Below are 18256 nucleotides of genomic sequence, written 5' to 3'. Positions count from 1 at the left end.
GGTGCAAAGATAGTGTAAATCAGGCGAATAACCAAATTATTACCTATCTTTTTGTATAGCCAAGCGCCAGAACACTTATCTTTATGCCACCATTCTGGGCTATTTGCTTAGCACAAGCTGTCACAGTAGCGCCTGTGGTAACCACATCGTCAACCACTAGCAGATGTTTCGTCCCTTCAGGAATCTGGTTCAGCGCAAACATCTGGTCCACATTCTCTGCACGGCTCCATCTGCTCTTCTTGGTCTGACTCTCCACAAAATCCACTCGTCTCACCACATCGGTCCAAACAGGCAATCCAGTAATCTCACTAACACCTTGAGCAATGGCATCGCTCTGGTTATAGCCACGCTGGCGCAAACGTTTCTTAGCTAATGGCACAGGCACTATACCTTCTATTCCTTCGAAGAATCCTGCACTTTGCATCTCTTTAGCCAACATTCGACCAAGAATCACACCAACCTCGGGATGATCCTTGTATTTAAGCTGATAAATCATGTTGGCAGTATCAGAATGGGCTTCGTAATAAAAATACGCTGCAGCACGTTCGATGGGAATCAGATGCCAGAAGCTTTTCGCCATCTCATTATCATAGGGATTAAGCCCAAAGCCAGTACGTGGCAGATGAAAGTGGCATTTCATACAAATAACCTCTTCGGTAGCCGACAGTCGGCGACCGCAAACCACGCAAGTGCGTGGCGAAATGAAATCCAGTAGTCGTCGCCAGATACTAATCCATTTCATCGTCAATATCCATCTCTTCGTCAACATCCAGACATTGACGAATTATACTATAGCCGAATCCACGACTCAAGGCAAAACGCACCAGTTTCTGATTCAACTCATAATCGTTGGCCGCCTTAATGCTTTTGCGTTTCTGTTTCAACAGCGGCACCAGCACTTTCAGGTACTCCTCATCATCGATTTCGTCGAGCACACGCTGCTGTATGTCATCATCTATACGCTTCATCCAGAGCGCCTGCTGTACCTTGCGACGCCCCCATTTGTTATAACGTACCTTATCCTTTACAAAAGCACGGGCATAACGTTCATTATCTATATAGCGTTCTTTGGTAAGACGCTCCACCACACGGTCCTGCGCCTCTGGGTCCATCCCCCACCGTTTCATCTTATCACGCATCTCCTGCTCGCAGTGTTCGGCCTGCGCACAAACTGCCGCCAACTGCAGATAAGCCTCTTGTTCTGTTTTCTCCTTTGTCATGCTTTTGTTGCTTTTATAAATCTTGTTTTGCCGTATTGGTCGTCAATCTTCGCGATATCTACAAAGCCTAAGGTCTGCAGATTATCTACAATGGAATCGGCATAAATGGGATTAATTTCGTAATACAATCGTCCACCCTGCTTTAAGGCTGATATGGCGTAATGCATGATATGGCGATAGAACAGCAACGGATCATCGTCGGGCACAAACAGGGCTGTATCAGGTTCGTATTTCAGCACATTTTCTTCCATTTCATTGGCTTCCTTCCGGCAGATATATGGCGGATTGCTTACGATTACATCCCATCTGTCAGTCTCTGTCTCCAAAGCCAAAGCATCACGTTTCTCAAACTTCACATCGGCACCAAGCGTCTGAGCATTATGCTGAGCAATGGCCAGCGCATCTTCAGAAATATCCCAAGCCGTAACTTCAGAGTCGGATATATCCAATGCCAATGTAATAGCGATACAGCCGCTACCTGTACCTATATCCAAGATATCCCTGCCACCGTTGTTAACAATTAAATGACACAATTCGGCCGTTTCCGGGCGGGGGATCAACACGCCAGGCGCTACAAAGAACTGACGATCACAGAAGTCGGCCACACCCAAAACATACTGCACAGGTTCGGCTTTTTCGAGTCTTTGCATGATTTTTTCGAGTTCTGCTTGGTCGTTTGCCGATAATTGTGTAACTTTGCCACAATAAATATCGGCAGTAGACAGGCCGAAGCGTACATCAAGCACCCAACGGACAAGGGCTTTCGCCTCGCCGGCATCGTAAATCTTGCAGAGTCTTTGGCAGAGTTCTTCGTAATTCATGGTGCAAAAATACAAAAAAGTAGTGAATAGTGAATAGTGAATAGTGAAAATAATATGATAGACGACAAAAAATTCATGCGACGCTGCATTCAGCTGGCTATAAACGGACAACTGAACGCCAAGCCCAACCCCATGGTGGGCGCAGTTATTGTGCATAACGGCCGTATTATTGGCGAGGGTTACCACGTGCGATGCGGTCTGGCTCATGCCGAGGTAAATGCCTTTGCATCTGTACGAGCAGAAGACGAAGCCTTATTACCCGAATCAACCATCTACGTATCGCTGGAGCCATGTTCGCATTATGGAAAAACACCCCCCTGTGCCGACTTGATTATCAAGAAAGGTGTACGTCGCGTGGTTGTGGGTTGTATCGATGAATTCGCCGAAGTTCAGGGGCGAGGTATCCAGAAACTGCGCGATGCAGGCATCGAAGTAGAAGTAGGTGTACTTGAGGCCGAATGCAAGGCATTGAACCGTCGGTTTTTCACATTCCATCGCGAAAAACGTCCTTACATTATCTTGAAATGGGCGCAAACCGCCAATGGTTTTATCGACAATCATCACCAGCCCGTACAGATTTCGAGCGACTTTACTAAGATGCTTTCGCATAAACTGCGTGCTGAGGAGGATGCAATTCTAGTTGGTCGCGTTACCGATGAGCGCGAACATCCGCAGCTGAATGTACGCGAATGGTACGGACCTGATCCCAAGCGCATGGTGATAGATCGTGCTCACCCGCTAAATCTTGAGAGCTTACATGCTCAGAACATCCAGTCGATTATTGTCGAAGGCGGTACCGAAACTTTGCAATCCTTTATCATGCAAGACCTCTGGGACGAACTCCGTGTTGAAACCAACACATCACTGACCGTTAGCGATGGTACGCGCGCACCACAGATTCCTGCTAGCGCCCAAGTGGTAAGCAGTCATACCTACGACAAAAATGTGATTGTAGTTTATCAGCGAAAAAACAAATAGTTATTTTCTACCAAAATCGGCAGGCACCTCACCCCACTTCTGTGTTTCCCATTTAATGATGGGATTACGGTACTGGTGGGTACGTAACCAGTTCTCGGCTCTTGCAATAATTTGGAAGAGCTGTTCGGTTTGTGGGGTGCGTTCAAGTGTAGTTTTACATTTGCCTTTCGACACCCATAGAATGGCATTATAACTATCCGAATAAATGGTTTTATCGTGCCATCCCTTTTGCCAACAAAGTGCCAAGGCATGCACAATAGCCAAGAATTCACCGATATTATTTGTGCCTTTTACAGGACCAAAATGAAAAACCCTTGCGCCTGTAGTCAGATCAATACCCTGATACTCCATCGGTCCAGGGTTTCCGCTACAAGCAGCATCTACTGCAAAAGCGTCTGCCCTTACCTCCATTGGCAAGGGCAGAACTGTATCGTGTCTATAATCTGGGGGATTCTGCATATTACATACGCTCAGGAACTTCGATGCCCAGCAGGCCCATACCGTTCTTGATAATCTTGGCTACATTCTTTGCCAGCATCAAACGTACTGCCTTCTTCTGCTCATCGGGTTCGTTCAGAATGCTGTAATCGTGATAGAACTGGTTGAACACCTTGGTAAGCTCGTAGCAATAGTTAGCGATACCGCTTGGCGAGTAATCCTTACCAGCCTGCTCTACAGCAGCACCAAACTCGTTCATCTTCTGGATAAGCTCCACCTCTTTGCTAGAAAGACTAGAGCTACTAGAGATACTAGTTACGCTGGCCGATTCGGCCTTACGCAGGATCGAACGGATACGAGCGTAGGTGTACTGGATGAAAGGACCGGTATTTCCGTTGAAATCGATACTTTCCTCGGGGTTGAACAGCATGTTCTTACGAGCATCAACCTTCAGGATAAAGTACTTCAGGGCACCCATACCTACCACACGAGCAATCTCACGGCGCTCCTCTTCGGTCATATCGTCGAACTTACCAAGCTCCATCGAGGTCTTGTAGGCATCCTCTACCATCAGTGCCATCAGGTCGTCGGCATCAACAACCGTTCCCTCACGACTCTTCATCTTACCGTTTGGCAGTTCTACCATACCATATGAGAAGTGTGTAAGCTCCTTACCCCACTTGAATCCTAAGCGATCCAACAAGATAGAGAGTACCTGGAAGTGGTAGTTCTGCTCGTTACCTACCACATATATCATCTTATCGATAGGATAATCCTTGAAACGCATCTCGGCTGTACCGATATCCTGAGTCATATAAACCGAAGTACCATCGCTACGCAGCAGCAGCTTCTGGTCGAGCCCCTCGTTAGTCAGGTCGGCCCAAACCGAGTTGTCCTCGTGGCGCTCAAACAGGCCCTTAGCCAAGCCCTCTTCAACCTTAGCCTTACCCTTCAGATAGGTCTGACTCTCATAGTAGATCTTATCGAAAGATACGCCCATCTTCTTGTAGGTCTCGTCGAAACCGGCATATACCCAGTTATTCATCTTCTCCCACAGAGCGCGTACCTCGGGATCGTTGTTCTCCCACTTAACCAGCATCTCGTGAGCCTCCTTAATCAGCGGAGCCTCCTGCTTAGCCTTCTCCTCGTCCATACCCTGGGCTACGAGTTCCTTCACCTCCTCGCGGTAGTGCTTATCGAAAGCTACATAGTAGTCACCAATCAGGTGGTCGCCCTTCTTGCCCGATGTCTCAGGAGTCTCGCCGTTGCCGTACTTCAGCCAAGCCAGCATCGACTTACAGATATGAATACCGCGGTCGTTCACAATGTTCGTCTTCACCACCTTATTGCCGTTGGCCTCCATAATCTGTGCCAAGCTCCAACCTAGCAGGTTATTACGTACATGACCCAGGTGCAAAGGCTTGTTGGTATTAGGCGATGAGTATTCAATCATAACCAGAGGCGACTCATCAGTAACCTGCTTCATGCCGAAATGCTCATCCTTATCGATAGCATCGAGCAACTGCAACCAGGCACCATCACCAACGCTCAGGTTCAAGAAACCTTTTACCACATTAAACTTCTCAACAGCTGCACAGTTAGCAGTCAGGTATTCACCAATCTCCTGTGCTGTCTGCTCCGGACTCTTCTTGGCAGCCTTCACAAAGGGGAATACCACCAGAGTCAAGTTACCCTCAAACTCACTTCTTGTCTTCTGCAACTGCAGCATCTTCTCTGTGGCATCCATGCCATAGAGGGCCTTTACTGCCTCGCCTGCAGCCTTGCTGATTAATGCTTCAATATTCATATCTTTCGAATTTTGGGTGCAAAATTAATAAAAATATATGGAAATTAGATACTTAGTGTACAAAAAGTTACATCTTTGTACAAAAAAACGCACATAGTTTAAAACTTTTTTGTATCTTTGCGCCCGACGAGAGAAAAATAGAATGAGACATAGCCTTAAACATATCACCTTGGTCTTTGCTGTGATGCTGGCCTTACCAGTAGCGGCAAAGGGTGAAAGATTTGTGTTTACTACCATCTGGACGGCGCAGGCACAGTTTGCCGGCTATTATGCCGCCAAAGAGAAAGGATTTTACGCTGAAATGGGCCTGGATGTGGTTATCCAGCACCCCTCGCTCACCAGTTCGGCCTCAAACAGATTGAAGACCGACCAGTGCGATGCCGCCATGTTTTCAATGATGTCGGCCATGGACTTCATTGCCCAAGGCACACCACTGGTAAACATCTTTCAGGACTCCATGAACAGCAGTAACATCTTAGTTTCGCGCTGGGGTGCTGATCCGTTAAAGATGAAAGGTCAGCGTGTGGCTATCTTCAATTCCGACCCCAACTACCTAACCTATATTATGAGTAAGAAGGAGGGCATGGATTACGAGTGGGTGCGTTTTACCAGCGATATCAACGTATTCCTGTCGGGTGCCGTAGATGCCACTATGGTAGTGAGTTACAACGAGTTCTGTCAGCTGAAGCAGGCCGGCTTTAAACTACCCGAGAGAAGTTTGTATCGTTTTAGCGATCACGATTATAACATACAGGAAAACGGCGTTTATGTAAAACGCCAGTATTATGACACCCACCGCAGCACTGTGGGTAAGTTTGCAGCCGCCAGTCGCCGTGGCTGGGAATGGGTAGCCGCTCACCCCGACGAGGCCTTGGAGATTGTCATGAAGTATGTACGCAAGAACGGTATCCACACCAACCGCGTGATGCAGAAGATGATGCTCGAAGAGGTGTTACGCCTGCAGATTGATCGCGAGTCGAAACGCCGCGAGTTCCGTGTACGTGCCGATATGGTACGAAAGGCCAGTAAGATGATGTTCGAAGCCGGCATGCTGAAACGCGAAGTAACCTATAAAGAACTGATTGGCCTATGAAAAAGCACCCTTGGATAACAGCTGCCTTTGGTGCAGCACTCGCACTGTTGCTGGCAGCAGTACTCATCTATAGTCGCCAGATTATACAGCAGCAGGCGATGGACGATGCCGTAAAATCGCTACAACAGGTCATGGAGCGTACCGACCGTCATCTGCATCAGATAGAGGCCGCTGCTGACAGTCTGATTCCAAAGATTGAACAGCATATCGACCAGCCCGACATGATGTTCGAGTATAGCAGAGAGTTACTGAATCAGCACCCCGACCTGAAAGGCTGCAGCATCTCGTTCGATCCCTATTTCTATAAAGAGAAAGGTCAATATTTCTCGGCTTACTCGTATAAAAAAGGTAACCGCATCGTAACCGAACAGGAGGGTAACGACAACTATCAGTATTTTTATATGGACTGGTACGTTATCCCACGTATGCTGTACCACTCGTACTGGATAGAGCCGTTTGCCGAGAAGAGCACCAGCGGTATTGTGGTTAATGATATTATGACCTCGTACTGCCAGCCCATACAAGGTGGCCCCGATAAAACAGTGGGTATCCTCTCGGCCGATGTGCCACTGAGCTGGCTGGCCGATCAGATAGAAAACTATCAGCCCATGCCCAAATCGTATTGCATGCTGTTAGGTCGTGGCGGCTCCTACATTGTTCATCCCGACAGCACCCGTCTGCTGTACGAAACCATTTTCACCTCTACCATCGAGCATCCCGACACAGCCCTTACCTCATTGGGCCGTGCTATGACCGATGGCGAAACAGGTTACAAGTCACTACGACTGGATGGCGTAGATAGTCATGTATTCTACATGCCGTTCCGCCAAACAGGTTGGAGCATAGCCCTTGTATGCCCCAACGAGGTTATTCTCAGCAACTATCGCCTATTGCTTTATTTCCTATTGCCACTAATTCTATTATCCATTATGCTCATGTTCATGCCTCTATGGCGCTTGCTGTTCCGCCGACGCCACTTTGCAGCCGTGCTGCTACCCTTGCTTGTACTAACTGCCACCTCGTGCCACAACAACCAGCCGAACAAACAAGAAGCCTCGAACCAACCCAACCCCGAAGAACAAACCGGCGACAAAATTAGAAAACAATTGGACGAGTACGAGGGCAACCGCTGGTTCCAAGTGCTCGACAGTTTGGAACAGATAGGCAAGGTAGCCACCTGCCAAGCCGACTTTATGAGGGGCGAGAAGTATGAAGAAATGGAGCAACTCCGTTCGGCCCTGATTTTCTATAACAAAGCCATCGAAGGCAACAAACTACTGCAAATCAGCAAGGGCAACTTCTACGATGCATACATGGGCGTATGCACAGGCTATCTAAACAATAACAACGTAGAATTAGCGCTTAAAACCGCCACCGAGGGTTACGAGATCGCCAGCAAAGATAGTAGCATCGTTGGTCGCGACATGAGCAACAACCTCCAGATGGAAATTGGTATGTGCCAATTACGTCTTGGTTATAGCAAGGAGGCCGCCGAAACCTTCGAAGAGGTGCGCCAAGGAGCCCTACAACTGGCACAGAGCTATCCAAACAGCCCCAACTGCCAGGAAAGTTGCATGCTGATAGCCTCTAATATCATCAACTACTACATGAACCAGAACAGGTTCGACGTGATTGAGCCATGGCTCGATATGATGGAAACTGCCCTTGAGCGCTATGCCGCCACCAATGCACCTACAGAAAAATATAGCGACTATCTGGCCACACTGAATTGCGACAAAGCCATTATGTGGTCAATGACCGGGCACCACGAGGAGGCAGAAGCCGCCTACCAGAGTTTCCTGTCATCCAATTATGCCCATAAGTTACGAGGCGTGTACGATCAGGCTTTTTACCTGGAAACTACCGAGCAGTGGGAGAAACTGCTTTCTATTGTACTTCGCATTGATTCTGCTGAAATTGCTGCAGAGGTTCCGCCCACACTCGACTATCTGATTAACAGCCCCGGAATCATCTTCAAAGCCATGGTAAAGACCGGGCGCAAGGAAGAGGCGCTACAAAAAGCCGAGCACATTGTTCAGATGCTCGATTCGGTAAAGGCATACCAGCACCGCAGCGATGCCGAGGAATTAGCTGTGATTTACGAAACCGAACAGAAAGAGCAGGAGATTGCCGCCCAGCGAGCCTCACTCAACAGTCAGCGCATGCAGGCCATCGTAGTAGTGGTACTGTTGCTGCTGATATTCTTAGGAGTGCTGTTCGAGTTCTATCGCAAACTGCGCCGTGCCCACACGTTACTCGAGATTAGCTATAACAACCTGGTGATAGCCAACGAACGCGCCGAGGAGTCGTCGAAGATGAAGACCAACTTTATCCGTCAGATTTCGCACGAGATACGTACGCCATTGAATATCCTGAGTGGTTTTACACAGATTATCACTATGCCCGATATGAAGCTCGACGAGGCTACCCGCACCGATATCAATCATAAGATTGTGGAGAATACCGACCGTATTACCGGTCTGGTTAACAAGATGCTGGAACTGAGTGATGCCAGCAGTCAGGCCGTTATCGACCGCACCGACAATGTGCTGGCCGTACAGATTGCGGCACAGGCCACCGATGCCAGCGAGGTTGCCAATGCCAAGCACCTGAAGTTCGACTTACAGGTTGGCGACGCCGAAGGCGCAGTAACCATCACCACCAACGAACAGGCTGCTACCCGTGCACTTACCATGCTGCTTGATAACGCCCGTAAGTTTACCCATCCAGCCGAGGCGAAGAACGAAGAACCAACAGAGCAACAACAGGTTACACTTGCACTCAAAAAGACTGACAGTACCATCGAATTCATCGTTGAGGACACTGGTATTGGTGTACCCAACAATGAAGTAGAACATATTTTTGATGAGTTTGTTCAGCTGGATGAGTACTACGAAGGTACTGGTATTGGCCTCACCGTAGCACGCTCATTAGCACGTCGACTTGGTGGCGATGTGGTGCTCGATACCACTTACACCTCAGGTGCCCGCTTTGTCATGACGTTGCCTTTGGCCTAACTAAATCAAGCCAAAGTGCTGCAGGGCCTTGCGCACCCCCTCATCGTCAACCGATGCAGTAATGTAGTCAGCCTCAGCTTTCAGTTCGTCGATGGCATTACCCATAGCTATGCCCACACCGGCCTTACGCACCATGGTAGTGTCGTTACCGCCATCGCCAAAGGCCATGGTATGGTCGGGATTCAGCCCTAAGTGCTTGGCCATTGCCAACAGTCCCTCGCCCTTATCGGCACCTAATGCGGTTACATCGGTAAATGCCTGATGCCAGCGCCCTGAGGTACAGCCTGGCACGCGTGCCATCAACTCTGCCTCATAATCCTTACTAAAGAAAGGTGTTATCTGCATAATACGCTGCTGTAGCACCTCCTCTACAGGCTTGGCTTTATCCAGATTCTCCACCGCTAAATGCTGACGAAAAATCTCATCCACCTGTCCCTGCGGGTCGAGCACAGCCACATCCTTCTCGCCTACCACTATCACGCCATAGTTCTTCTCTATGGCATCGTCAACTATCAATCGGGCCTCGTGTGGCGGAATACTCTTACAGGCCACCACCTCATCGCCTACAAAACAGTAAGCGCCATTAGTAGTTACATACCCGTCGATCAGGTGCTCGATAGCACCCAGGTTGGTTATGATAATAGGTGGGCGCCCGGTAGCTATAAACACCTTGTGCCCATTGGCCTTGGCCTGTGTAAGTGCCAGGATGGTAGAAGCGGGAATCTGGTGCGTCTCGAAACTTACCAGCGTACCGTCGATATCAAAGAATAATGCGTAACTTGTCTGCATATATGTTTATTTTTTAGGTCCCAGTGCCCGTCGGGTTTGCAACAGCACACTGAGCAGTATCAGGGCGATGCCGATATAGAACGAGAAGTTTATCTCGCGGCCCTCGCCAAAAATCAGGAATGCTAATATAATGGTATAGCAAGGCTCCAGGTTGTACGTCAGGTTTACCGTAAAGGCTGAGAGTCGCTTCAGCGCCTGTATCTGTAGCAGATACATACCCACCGTACAGAACAGTGCATGACAGAGCATCAGCCACAGGTTAGTACCCTCGGGAATAACCACCACGGGCTGATTGCTGGGGAAGAAAGCCAGATAGATGGGGATGATCATCGATACCAGCACGATACCACCCGACATCTGGTACATCAGCACCGTACGACTACGCACACCCACGCTTGCCTTTTTATTGCAGATGGCATAGAGCGCACACACGGCACTCGACACCACACCAATGCCGATACCATAGCGGTAACGGGCATCTAATGAAAAAATGCACAGCACACCCAGCACGGTAATCAGCGAGAACACCAGCTCGGTAACCGACAGCTTACGATGGTAAATCAGCGGCTCGAAAAGGGCGGTAAAAAAGCCCACTAACGAGAAACAGATAACACCAATCGACACGTTCGAGGCCTTGATGCTACTGTAAAACAGTATCCAATGTAAGCCTAACAGCGCTCCACAACCGCACAGCTGCAGAAACTTACGCCAGCCCACACGTGGCAATCCAGTAAACACCAGCAGAATGGCACTCGTAAACAGCATACGGTACCACACAATATCAACCTCGTTCAGGGTAATCAGTCGCCCAAACAGGCCTGTAAAGCCTGCCAGCAGCACGCTCAGGTGCAGTTGTATAAATCCACGTTGTGTTTCGTTCATCACTCCCAGCACTCTAATTCGTTCTCTAACTCAGGAAACTGACTACGGTGGAATGTGGGTTCCTTGATACCTGCACGCTTCTGCTGGCGGTAATCATCAAGCAGTCGGAAGGCGTAACGACCCAACAGCACAATCGCTATCAGGTTACAAGCTGTAAGGAAAGCCATAAAAAAGTCGACAATGTTCCACACCAGTTCAAAGCTGGCCAACGCACCAAAAATCACCATCACACCAGCCGAACAGATGCGGTAGGTTGTCATCACCTGTGCATTCGACGTAATGAAACGGATATTTGCCTCGCCGTAATAATAGTTGCCGATGATACTCGAGAAGGCAAACAGGAAGATGGCGATGGCCACAAACACCGGACCAGCCGATCCCACCTCGCTCTGGAGTGCCGACTGCGTGAGTGCGATACCATTCAGCTCAGGCACCTCATACAGGCCGCTAATCAAAATGATGAACGCCGTACACGAGCAAACTAGCAAGGTATCGGTAAACACGCCCAATGCCTGAATCAAGCCCTGCTTTACGGGGTGCGACACGGCAGCCGTAGCAGCCACGTTAGGTGCACTACCCTCGCCCGCCTCGTTCGAGAACAGACCACGCTTCACACCATTCATAATCGTTGCACCAATACCGCCACCAGCTATCTGGTGTATGCCAAAGGCATCTTCTACAATCACCTTAAACACATGTGGTATATGCTCTATGTTCATGGCAATAACCACAATGGCCAGAACCACATAGCCGATAGCCATCACAGGCACCAGCACCGCACTTACATGGGCAATACGCTGAATACCGCCAAACACGATAAACAAGCCCAGAACTGCCAATGCAATACCCACCCATACAGGATTCCAGCCAAAGGCCTCCTGCATGGCACCACAAATGGTGTTAGCCTGGATTGAGTTGTTCGACAGTCCGAACTGCAGCGTAATCAGCACCGCAAACGTAATGGCCATCCATCGCTGGTGCAAGCCATGCTGGATATAGTACGCAGGACCGCCGATAAACGAGTCCTTGTGTTTCTGCTTAAACAGCTGGGCCAAGGTAGATTCTACAAAAGCCGTAGCCGATCCGATAAGGGCGATAATCCACATCCAGAACACGGCACCTGGTCCACCGATGGCAATGGCCGAAGCCACACCAGCCAAGTTGCCCGTACCCACACGCGTGGCCACACTCACGGCAAAAGCCTGAAACGAGGATATATGCTTATGCTTGCCCTCTTTACCTGTATCCTTTACTTGGTCGCCTACTGTGTCAACTGCCGAATCGGTCAGCAACCTGAGCATCTCGCCCACCATCCGGAACTGCACAAAGCGTGTTCTAATAGTAAACCACACGCCACAGCCTACCAGCGCGGCAATCAGCACATAGCCCCAAACGGCATCATTAATCTGAGTAATCAGTTCGTTCATTTATGTTTAGTTCGTATTGTTTATTGCAAGGGTGTCAGTGGATAAATAATGTTCACTATAAATATGTTAGCTGCCAGTATGATAAGGTTCATCAGCAGTCCTATACGCATAAAATCGCTGAATCGGTAGCCACCAGGACCGTAAACCAGCATGTGTGTAGGCGATCCGATAGGTGTGGCAAAGCTACTGCTCACGCTTACCATCAGGGCTATCAGGAATGGGTATGGCTCGTAACCCAACTTCTCGGCAGCCTCGTACATGATGGGGAAGAACATGGCACCGGCAGCGGTGTTTGATATAAACTCGGTGATAAACGTACCCACAAAGCAGATGGCAGTCATCACCACTATCGGGTTGGTACCACACACATCCAGAATACCCATGGCCAGGCGTTCGGCAATACCCGTTTTCTGGATAGCCAGTCCCAGCACCACGCTACCGGCAAACACCATCAATATGTCCCAGTTAATAGCGCGCATGGCCTGGTCGGGCGTACAGCAGTGCAGTATCATCATGGCAGCAGCGGCAATAAAAGCACAGTGCAGCAGTGGCATAATACCCAAGGCCGATACTGTTACCATCGCTATCATGACAAGCGCCGATATCAGCGTTTTGCTACCCACGTTAATCACCTCGTCGCCAACCTGCAAGCCACGCTCCTGGGCCAGCTGCAGTATGTCTTTAATATGTCCGGCGTATGTCAGATGGTCACCTCCCATCACAAACTCGTTCTTGCTCAGCGCTACGGGTACATTATCAAAGTGGCGGATCCTGATCAGTCGGCCGCCCTTCACATCGTACAGGCCAGCATAGTCGAGTGTCTCGCCTATAAACTTGTTGCTCGATGGCACCAGCAGCTCTACGGTATATTCGGCTGTATCCTCAAAATCCGACTCGGGGGCCTTTCTGTCGGGCAGCAGCTTGCGCATGGCAATAATGCTCAGCACACCTACCAGCAAGCAGAACAAGCCTGGTATCGTAGTTGCCAACACGTTCATCACATGGCCCGTCTTATCGGCATACAGTCCACTGATAATCAGGTTTGGCGGTGTACCAATCAGCGTACACACACCACCCATTCCCGAGGCATAACTCAGAGGGATAAGCAGCTTTGAGGGCGAGATACCCAACTTTTTCGACCACATTTTCACGATGCCCACAAACATGGCCACCACCGTGGTATTACTCAAGAACGAACTCAGTCCGGCCACTGGCAGCATCAGTCGTATCACAGCCTTACCATAGCTATTGGGTTGTCCTAACAAGTTTTTCACTATCCATTGCAGCACGCCGGTATAGGTAAGACCAGCCACTACCACAAACAATACTCCGATAACCACTACCGACGAAGAACTGAAGCCCGAAAACGCCTCTTTAGCATCGAGCACACCTGTAACAAGCAGTATGCCTATAGCAGCCAAGAATACCACATCAGCACGCAATTTGGTTAGTAGCAGAGTAGTAAACATACCCAGCACTGTAATAATCGTAATCCAAGCTTGGAGATTGAAACCCCACAACAGTTCTGTTTCCATGATTAATCAGATATGTTTAATATTATGCGGACAAAGGTACGGCTTTTCACCGAAAAGTGCAAGCAAATCTTGCTTTTTTTGTTAAATATGGGAAAATAGTTGTATCTTTGCACCCATAAACTTACTTAATATGAAGCGATTTCTACCTCATCTTATAGCATTTATAGTGGTGGCCATCTGGGGCATCACGTTTGTATGCACTAAACTGTTGTTGCTAGGCGGACTAACTGCAGCCCAGATATTTATTCTGCGATTTATTATCGCCTACTTGCTGTTGTTAGGCTATAGCCTGTCAAAGGGTATCCACTGGCTCAGCAACAGTTGGCGCGACGAGCTCAACATGATGGCATTAGGTGTATTTGGCGGATCGCTCTACTTCCTCACCGAGAATAGCGCCATGAACTACACCACAACCACCAACACCAGCATCATCGTAAGTCTATGCCCCCTGTTTGCCTCTGCCATTATCGGTGCTTTCTATAAAACCGAGCGTCTTAGTCGCTGGCAAACCGTTGGTACTGTTATGGCGGCATTGGGAGTTATCATGGTGGTGATGAACGGCCATTTTGTGCTCCACCTCTCGCCTTTGGGCGATGCTTTGGCCTTTGGTGCCTGCATGTGCTGGGCGTTCTACAGTTTGCTGATTATCCCCGTTAGCAAGCGTTACCCCACGGTGTTCATTACCCGCAAGGTATTCTTTTACGGTCTGCTGTCCATGATACCCTATAACATCCTGCATCCCGACCTCAACATCCAGCTGGTCATCAACAAGCCCACGCTGTTAGCCAACCTGCTATTCTTAGGTTGTGTAGCCTCCATGCTTTGTTACGTGGCATGGAACTGGGCACTTAAGCGCTTGGGGGCTGTGGTAGCCACCAACTACGTGTATCTTAATCCCGTTACTACCATCGTGTTTGCCTGGATGGTTCTTAACGAACAGATCACCGTATGGTTCATCATCGGTACTGTGCTCATCCTGTACGGCATGTACCTGGTTAACACCAAGCGCCCTAAGCTATCGGCTTAGTATCTGCTCGGCATGCTCCTTGGTCTTTACCTGCTTGCCGGCAAAAATCTGCTCGATGATGCCCTCCTCGTTAATAATAAACGTGGTACGTATGGTGCCCTCGGTTTTCTTACCGTACATCACCTTCTCGCCCCAGGCACCCATCGCCTGTAGCAGTTCCTTGTCCACATCCGCTATCAACGGGAAAGGCAGTTCATGCTTCTCCTTAAACTTCACGTGCGATGCTGCCGAGTCCTTACTCACGCCCACCACCTCGTAGCCTGCCCCTTGCAGTTCGTTATAATGGTCGCGCAAACTACAAGCCTCAGCCGTACAGCCGCTGGTATTATCCTTTGGATAAAAGTACAACACCAACTTACGTCCACGATAATCACTCAAACGGATATCCCGTCCCTGTTCATCCTTGCCCAGAATCTCTGGCGCCTTATCACCAATATTCATACGCATCTAAGTTTTATGTTCCTGCGGCAAAGATACAAATAATATCCGAATAATCAAATTTATAGCTAAAAATAATACACTCCGCGATAACCATGAATCTGATGTTATTCATGATTCCCACAGGAATCGCCGATGGGATCCTTGCCTGCACAGCATTAGTATTACTACTGTCAGGCTACTTCGGCAAACAGCCCATCATCCAGTAACGTTATACTATAGACACCATTTTCAATTTACACACAAAAATATGGAGCAGGCATTTTATACGGAGCAGGCATTTTTTTAAAAATCCTCGCGCGTACGTGCAGGAACTTTAAAATCGAAAAAAAACTTCACGCACGTACGCAGGAGAAAAATTCCAAATTCTGCTGCTCCGGTTGCTCCGTTCCCCCAAAAAGCAAGACAGATCGTTAGGACGGGACTTACGACTCGCTCAGACGTCACGAGCCACTCGTTCAGATTATCTCTATCCCCCTATAGGGATTATCTGAACACCTGATAAAGATTATCCGAATAGCGCACAGAGATTATCTGAATAGTCCACATCTTAGCCCTGCTTATAAATTAACAAAATTTAGATAACTATTTTGTTGCGTGATGAAGATTTATTTGTACATTTGCAACATAGTACCAATAAGTAGAACAATAAGTATAATCTATTAACAACATTATTTATCATGAACACAAAGGTATTTATGCATGCTATCGTGGCAACAGCCATGCTGGCTACAGCTACTACTTTAACTGCTTGCCCTAATTCGCACGCCGATAACGGAGCGGCGGCCAAGGTTGAGAGTGTAGAACTGATTCGTACAAGTCAGAGTTGGGACGGTGTAGAGTTGCCCGACTATTTCCAAGGGCGCCCCGAACTGGTGGCCGTAAAGTACGTATTTCCTCCAGGACAGAAGTTGGGATGGCATCACCACGTAGCTATGAACTATGGTGTACTGACGCAGGGCGAACTGACCATTATCGGACAGGATGGCAAGACCAAGGTGGTACATGAGGGCGAGGCCGTAGTTGAGATGGTAGGCACCATACACCATGGCGAGAACCGTGGCACCAAACCGGTTATTCTGTACATGTTCTATCTGTCGCAGAAAGACCTGCCGCTGGCCGTACAGCACCCCGATATCCCATTGGAGTAGCCCTACCCCACAGCACAAAAAAAAGAGCGCCGAAGCAAGAATATTGCGGCGCTCTTATATTATCCTTATCAGGGATATATCAACCAATATATGTTAATATCACATTGGCTGCCTCTTCCTCGGTTTTACCATCCATTCTGATAACCAGATCGTAGTTACGGGTGTCGTAACGCGAAGTATGGGCATTATTCTTCATATACTCCTCGCGCGTATCATCCACCATCTTAATAACCTTTTTGGCCTCTTTCTCGGTAAGACCCTGTTTGGTCATAACACGCTTCACACGGTGTTCCATAGAAGCCTGAATGAGAACGCTCAGATGGTTGGGATTATCGTTCATAGCAAAGAAGGCCGAACGACCGGCGATGACACACGACTCCTCGCTTGCAATGTTTTGCAAGATTTCTCTTTCTGCCTTCAACACAGCCTCGGAGGTCACATACCTGTTATTATCCTCGTCGTAATACTCAGAAGAATTGGCTGCTCCTTCTCCTAGAACCAACACACGCTTAATTTCTTCCCACCAGCTACGGTTCTTGCCTTTCAAATCCTCAATCTGACGATGTGAAAGGTCGAACTTCTCTTCCAAAGCTTTAGGAAGCACCTTGTCGTAATAGGGCACACCCAGTTTCTCGGCTAAAACACGACCGACGGTACGACCACCGCTACCCAACTCGCGATTAATGGTGATGACAAATCTTTCGTTTTTTCTCATTATACCTAAGTTTTTAGTTATTCCATAATAATAAAAAGAGGTAATGGAGACATGTTGTCTCCACTACCTATAAAGAGTTATTAATCGGCCATCTTAGCCTTGATCATCTCGCGGTTGAGGCGAGCGATGTTAGCGATGGTCTCGTTCTTAGGACAAACAGCCTCGCAAGCGCGGGTGTTAGTACAGTTACCGAAACCAAGCTCGTCCATCTTGGCAATCATGTTCTTAACACGACGAGCTGCCTCTACACGACCCTGTGGGAGCAGTGCCAGCTGGCTTACCTTAGATGAAACGAACAGCATGGCAGAACCATTCTTACAAGCTGCTACGCAAGCGCCACAGCCAATGCAAGATGCGCAGTCCATAGCCTCATCAGCATCCTCCTTAGGAATCAGGATAGCGTTAGCATCCTGAGCCTGACCGGTACGGATTGTGGTGTAACCGCCAGCCTGGATAATCTTATCGAAGGCGTTACGATCAACCATACAGTCCTTAATGACGGGGAAGGCAGCTGAACGCCAAGGCTCTACAGTAATCACGTCGCCATCGTTGAAGCGGCGCATGTAGAGCTGACAGGTGGTAGCACCACGCTCGGTAAGACCGTGAGGTGTACCGTTGATGTAGAGCGAGCACATACCGCAGATACCCTCGCGGCAGTCGTGATCGAATACGAAGGGCTCCTTGCCTTCGTTGATGAGCTCCTCGTTCAGGATGTCGAGCATCTCGAGGAACGAGGTATCATCGGGAATATCGTGCATCTCGTGGGTGTCGAAATGTCCCTGGTCCTTGGGGCCGTTCTGGCGCCAGAACTTGATTGTGAATGAAATATTTCTTGCCATAATTTTAATTATCTTCGATGATTAAAAGCTGCGCCTCAGCAGAGTTCAAGCGAGCTTGACTCTGCCTTCGGCTTGCATA

At 48.7% G+C, this 18256-nt stretch carries 17 protein-coding genes; 5 read left to right on the top strand and 12 right to left on the bottom strand.

All coding sequences use genetic code 11. The features are described 5' to 3' along the window. Window positions 1-43 precede the first annotated feature (43 nt). The 3 genes from T500_RS0100760 to prmC are packed head-to-tail and all read right to left on the bottom strand — an operon-like array spanning window position 44 to window position 2041. Window positions 44-742 (bottom strand): ComF family protein, encoded by a 699-nt coding sequence (locus tag T500_RS0100760; protein WP_028906532.1) that lies wholly within the window; start codon window positions 740-742, stop codon window positions 44-46. Continuing rightward, entirely contained in the window at window positions 729-1220 is a 492-nt protein-coding gene (locus tag T500_RS0100755) for a regulatory protein RecX (protein ID WP_028906531.1), read from the bottom strand. The genes T500_RS0100760 and T500_RS0100755 overlap by 14 nt, the downstream gene beginning before the upstream one ends. Then, window positions 1217-2041 (bottom strand): peptide chain release factor N(5)-glutamine methyltransferase, encoded by an 825-nt coding sequence (prmC, locus tag T500_RS0100750; RefSeq protein ID WP_028906530.1) that lies wholly within the window; start codon window positions 2039-2041, stop codon window positions 1217-1219. Before prmC ends, T500_RS0100755 begins: the two co-directional genes overlap by 4 nt. Before the next feature lie 54 nt (window positions 2042-2095). Here prmC and ribD point away from each other — a divergent pair, with 54 nt between their 5' ends. Then, window positions 2096-3019 (top strand): bifunctional diaminohydroxyphosphoribosylaminopyrimidine deaminase/5-amino-6-(5-phosphoribosylamino)uracil reductase RibD, encoded by a 924-nt coding sequence (gene ribD / locus T500_RS0100745; RefSeq protein WP_051611798.1) that lies wholly within the window; start codon window positions 2096-2098, stop codon window positions 3017-3019. On the opposite strand, the gene T500_RS0100740 is transcribed toward ribD, so the two are convergent. Both T500_RS0100740 and argS read right to left on the bottom strand, forming a co-directional pair. Further along, on the bottom strand, window positions 3020-3430 hold the full coding sequence (locus T500_RS0100740) for a reverse transcriptase-like protein (RefSeq protein ID WP_230580808.1): 411 nt from the start codon (window positions 3428-3430) through the stop codon (window positions 3020-3022). It abuts the gene before it with no gap. 49 nt (window positions 3431-3479) lie between these two features. Continuing rightward, window positions 3480-5264: an arginine--tRNA ligase gene (gene argS, locus T500_RS0100735; RefSeq protein ID WP_028906527.1), complete on the bottom strand. Its 1785-nt coding sequence runs from the start codon at window positions 5262-5264 to the stop codon at window positions 3480-3482. 142 nt (window positions 5265-5406) lie between these two features. Here argS and T500_RS0100730 point away from each other — a divergent pair, with 142 nt between their 5' ends. Together T500_RS0100730 and T500_RS0100725 are read left to right on the top strand one after the other, a co-directional pair. Continuing rightward, on the top strand, window positions 5407-6357 hold the full coding sequence (locus tag T500_RS0100730; RefSeq protein WP_028906526.1) for an ABC transporter substrate-binding protein: 951 nt from the start codon (window positions 5407-5409) through the stop codon (window positions 6355-6357). Beyond that, window positions 6354-9374 (top strand): ATP-binding protein, encoded by a 3021-nt coding sequence (locus T500_RS0100725; protein WP_028906525.1) that lies wholly within the window; start codon window positions 6354-6356, stop codon window positions 9372-9374. Before T500_RS0100730 ends, T500_RS0100725 begins: the two co-directional genes overlap by 4 nt. Here T500_RS0100725 and T500_RS0100720 read toward each other — a convergent pair whose 3' ends face one another. The 4 genes from T500_RS0100720 to T500_RS0100705 are packed head-to-tail and all read right to left on the bottom strand — an operon-like array spanning window position 9375 to window position 14007. Further along, window positions 9375-10163: a Cof-type HAD-IIB family hydrolase gene (locus T500_RS0100720; protein ID WP_028906524.1), complete on the bottom strand. Its 789-nt coding sequence runs from the start codon at window positions 10161-10163 to the stop codon at window positions 9375-9377. A gap of 6 nt (window positions 10164-10169) precedes the next feature. After that, the gene (locus T500_RS0100715) at window positions 10170-11045 is read right to left on the bottom strand and encodes a DMT family transporter (RefSeq protein ID WP_028906523.1); all 876 of its coding nucleotides are present in this window, start codon (window positions 11043-11045) and stop codon (window positions 10170-10172) included. Continuing rightward, window positions 11045-12472: an alanine/glycine:cation symporter family protein gene (locus T500_RS0100710; protein WP_028906522.1), complete on the bottom strand. Its 1428-nt coding sequence runs from the start codon at window positions 12470-12472 to the stop codon at window positions 11045-11047. Before T500_RS0100710 ends, T500_RS0100715 begins: the two co-directional genes overlap by 1 nt. Before the next feature lie 20 nt (window positions 12473-12492). Continuing rightward, window positions 12493-14007, bottom strand: a complete 1515-nt coding sequence (locus T500_RS0100705; protein WP_028906521.1) for an SLC13 family permease — start codon at window positions 14005-14007, stop codon at window positions 12493-12495. Between the two features lie 130 nt (window positions 14008-14137). Between T500_RS0100705 and T500_RS0100700 the strand changes: the two genes are divergently transcribed. Next, window positions 14138-15034: a DMT family transporter gene (locus T500_RS0100700; RefSeq protein WP_028906520.1), complete on the top strand. Its 897-nt coding sequence runs from the start codon at window positions 14138-14140 to the stop codon at window positions 15032-15034. Here the strand turns inward: T500_RS0100700 and bcp are convergent. After that, the gene (gene bcp, locus T500_RS0100695; RefSeq protein WP_028906519.1) at window positions 15023-15475 is read right to left on the bottom strand and encodes a thioredoxin-dependent thiol peroxidase; all 453 of its coding nucleotides are present in this window, start codon (window positions 15473-15475) and stop codon (window positions 15023-15025) included. The genes T500_RS0100700 and bcp overlap by 12 nt on opposite strands. Before the next feature lie 677 nt (window positions 15476-16152). Here bcp and T500_RS0100690 point away from each other — a divergent pair. After that, window positions 16153-16623: a cupin domain-containing protein gene (locus tag T500_RS0100690; RefSeq protein ID WP_028906518.1), complete on the top strand. Its 471-nt coding sequence runs from the start codon at window positions 16153-16155 to the stop codon at window positions 16621-16623. Between the two features lie 79 nt (window positions 16624-16702). Here T500_RS0100690 and T500_RS0100685 read toward each other — a convergent pair whose 3' ends face one another. Continuing rightward, window positions 16703-17338: an AAA family ATPase gene (locus tag T500_RS0100685; protein ID WP_028906517.1), complete on the bottom strand. Its 636-nt coding sequence runs from the start codon at window positions 17336-17338 to the stop codon at window positions 16703-16705. 80 nt (window positions 17339-17418) lie between these two features. Continuing rightward, entirely contained in the window at window positions 17419-18177 is a 759-nt protein-coding gene (locus T500_RS0100680) for a succinate dehydrogenase/fumarate reductase iron-sulfur subunit (RefSeq protein WP_028906516.1), read from the bottom strand. Window positions 18178-18256: the final 79 nt, after the last annotated feature.

Origin of the sequence: Xylanibacter ruminicola Ga6B6, assembly GCF_000687715.1 — a bacterium.
Classification (GTDB): Bacteria; Bacteroidota; Bacteroidia; order Bacteroidales; family Bacteroidaceae; genus Prevotella; species Prevotella ruminicola_B.
The sequence above is the reverse complement of the archived record's forward strand: the minus strand, read 5'-3'. Positions and strand labels throughout refer to the sequence as shown.

What these genes read in the sequence shown, in the direction of transcription:
- ribD (WP_051611798.1), top strand. Translation starts at nt 2,096, where the DNA reads ATGATAGACGACAAAAAATTCATGCGACGCTGCATTCAGCTGGCTATA.
- T500_RS0100755 (WP_028906531.1), bottom strand. Translation starts at nt 1,220, where the DNA reads ATGACAAAGGAGAAAACAGAACAAGAGGCTTATCTGCAGTTGGCGGCA.
- T500_RS0100700 (WP_028906520.1), top strand. Translation starts at nt 14,138, where the DNA reads ATGAAGCGATTTCTACCTCATCTTATAGCATTTATAGTGGTGGCCATC.
- T500_RS0100760 (WP_028906532.1), bottom strand. Translation starts at nt 742, where the DNA reads ATGAAATGGATTAGTATCTGGCGACGACTACTGGATTTCATTTCGCCA.
- T500_RS0100685 (WP_028906517.1), bottom strand. Translation starts at nt 17,338, where the DNA reads ATGAGAAAAAACGAAAGATTTGTCATCACCATTAATCGCGAGTTGGGT.
- T500_RS0100680 (WP_028906516.1), bottom strand. Translation starts at nt 18,177, where the DNA reads ATGGCAAGAAATATTTCATTCACAATCAAGTTCTGGCGCCAGAACGGC.
- T500_RS0100690 (WP_028906518.1), top strand. Translation starts at nt 16,153, where the DNA reads ATGAACACAAAGGTATTTATGCATGCTATCGTGGCAACAGCCATGCTG.
- T500_RS0100730 (WP_028906526.1), top strand. Translation starts at nt 5,407, where the DNA reads ATGAGACATAGCCTTAAACATATCACCTTGGTCTTTGCTGTGATGCTG.
- T500_RS0100715 (WP_028906523.1), bottom strand. Translation starts at nt 11,045, where the DNA reads ATGAACGAAACACAACGTGGATTTATACAACTGCACCTGAGCGTGCTG.
- T500_RS0100710 (WP_028906522.1), bottom strand. Translation starts at nt 12,472, where the DNA reads ATGAACGAACTGATTACTCAGATTAATGATGCCGTTTGGGGCTATGTG.
- T500_RS0100720 (WP_028906524.1), bottom strand. Translation starts at nt 10,163, where the DNA reads ATGCAGACAAGTTACGCATTATTCTTTGATATCGACGGTACGCTGGTA.
- T500_RS0100740 (WP_230580808.1), bottom strand. Translation starts at nt 3,430, where the DNA reads ATGGAGGTAAGGGCAGACGCTTTTGCAGTAGATGCTGCTTGTAGCGGA.
- bcp (WP_028906519.1), bottom strand. Translation starts at nt 15,475, where the DNA reads ATGAATATTGGTGATAAGGCGCCAGAGATTCTGGGCAAGGATGAACAG.
- T500_RS0100725 (WP_028906525.1), top strand. Translation starts at nt 6,354, where the DNA reads ATGAAAAAGCACCCTTGGATAACAGCTGCCTTTGGTGCAGCACTCGCA.
- T500_RS0100705 (WP_028906521.1), bottom strand. Translation starts at nt 14,007, where the DNA reads ATGGAAACAGAACTGTTGTGGGGTTTCAATCTCCAAGCTTGGATTACG.
- prmC (WP_028906530.1), bottom strand. Translation starts at nt 2,041, where the DNA reads ATGAATTACGAAGAACTCTGCCAAAGACTCTGCAAGATTTACGATGCC.
- argS (WP_028906527.1), bottom strand. Translation starts at nt 5,264, where the DNA reads ATGAATATTGAAGCATTAATCAGCAAGGCTGCAGGCGAGGCAGTAAAG.